The sequence below is a fragment of the Rhizobium sp. SEMIA 4085 genome, from assembly GCF_013004495.1.
GTDB lineage: Bacteria > Pseudomonadota > Alphaproteobacteria > Rhizobiales > Rhizobiaceae > Rhizobium > Rhizobium gallicum.
Genome location: NZ_JABEPH010000627.1, coordinates 1 through 1,803, shown reverse-complemented (window position 1 = coordinate 1,803; position 1,803 = coordinate 1). Strand labels below are relative to the sequence as shown.

General features: G+C 63.3%; 1 protein-coding gene and 1 pseudogene. Both read right to left on the bottom strand.

The window, feature by feature from the left end; all coding sequences use genetic code 11:
* The coding region (locus tag C9413_RS31790) for a hypothetical protein (RefSeq protein ID WP_170251499.1) at window positions 1-228 on the bottom strand (228 nt) is incomplete at its 3' end.
* Between the two features lie 355 nt (window positions 229-583).
* Window positions 584-1,678, bottom strand: a pseudogene (locus tag C9413_RS31785) (dihydroxy-acid dehydratase); the annotation flags it as partial.
* Window positions 1,679-1,803: the final 125 nt, after the last annotated feature.

Here is a 1,803-nt window from a genome sequence, read left to right as displayed (position 1 = left end):
CACCAGACCAGAGCGGAACAGGATCACTGATGGGCCTTGTCCGCCGATGGCATGGCTTTTCTCGCTGCACCGGACGACGACCCCATCATAATCCCTGACGAGCGTCTGGGCGATATAGACGGCCGTTTCTTCCCTCTTCATCTGCCGAGGCTCGAATGCCGGTAACAGCGTACCTCGCTCATCCTTGTTGAAGGCGCTGAGCACGATCGATTTTTGAACTCCAGGCATGGTTCCCTCCCTACCGCGGTAACGGCGGCGAGGCGAGAACGTTCCGGAAGAAGGGCGGTTGGCAAGAAAAAGGCGGAACTTTCGTACCGCCTTTTGACGCTGGTGACCGTTTGGCCCCAGGGGCTTGGCGGTCCATCGGGATCTTCGAGCCGCGCGAGCCGACCAGGAAATCGACGTCGGCACCCTTATCGGCCTCTATGACCGTTTGATGTAAGCTGGAAATAGCCGCCCTCGATCGGCACGTGCGGCTTGACCCAGGCGGCGCGGCGCTGAAGCGCCTTTCCTTTCCAACCAACCAACGAAAAAGGCGGGGCTTCACCTCCGCCTCATCGATTTTCTGTCTCGATGCGCTCCGCTAGTGGCTGTCCTTGCCGACCGCGTTTCCGCGACATCCCTTGAGGAAGTCGAGGTCGGCGCCGGTATCGGCCCCTTCGACATGCTGCTGGTGCAGCCAGGCATAGCCGGACGTCGGCAGATCATGGTTCGGCTGCCATTCGGCGAGCCGCAGGGCCAGCTCCTCCTCAGAAATGTCGAGATGCAGACGACGGTTCGGCACGTCCATCTCGATCATGTCGCCGTTTTTCACCACTGCGAGCGGCCCGCCGACCGCAGCTTCCGGGGAGGTGTGCAGCACGACGGTGCCGTAGGCCGTTCCAGACATGCGGGCGTCGGAGATGCGCACCATGTCGGTGATGCCTTTCTTGAGCACCTTGGGCGGCAGGCCCATGTTGCCGACCTCGGCCATGCCCGGATAGCCCCTTGGTCCACAGTTTTTCATGACCATGACGCAGGTTTCGTCGATATCGAGGCTGTCGTCGTTGATCTTGGCCTTGTAATCGTCGATGTCCTCGAACACGACCGCCCTGCCACGGTGCACCATCAGGTGCGGGGAGGCGGCCGAAGGCTTCAGCACCGCGCCCTTCGGCGCCAGATTGCCGCGCAGCACGACGATGCCGCCCGAAGACGTCAGCGCCTTTTCGGCAGGCAGGATCACATCCTCGTTCCAGTTGACGACGTCCTTGACCTCATCCCACATGGTTTCGCCAGATACCGTCAGCGCGTCCTTGTGCAGGAGGTCCGCCTCGCCGAGGCGCTTCAGCACCACCGGCAGGCCGCCGGCATAGAAGAACTCCTCCATAAGGTACTTGCCCGACGGCATCAGGTTGACGATGGTCGGGACCTCGCGGCCGCAGCGATCCCAATCGTCCAGCGAAAGATCGACGCCCACCCGGCCGGCCATGGCGAGCAGGTGGATGACGGCGTTGGTCGATCCACCGATAGCCGCATTGGTGCGGATGGCGTTCTCGAAGGCCTCTTTCGTCATGATGTCAGAGGGCTTCAGATCGTCCTTAACCATCTGTACGAGACGCCGGCCGGTGAGCTGCGCCATGACCTTGCGGCGGTAAACGACCCCCGGGAACGGGGGGTTACCCGCTAACGCCACACCCAGCGGCCAGGGCACGGGAGCCAAGGGGGGGGCGGGGACCCCGGGGTTGGAGGTGCCGACCGCGCCGGTCGCAGAGGGCACCGGCGCAGAGAACTCTGGCGGGTACTACGCGCCACGCCCCGCCCACT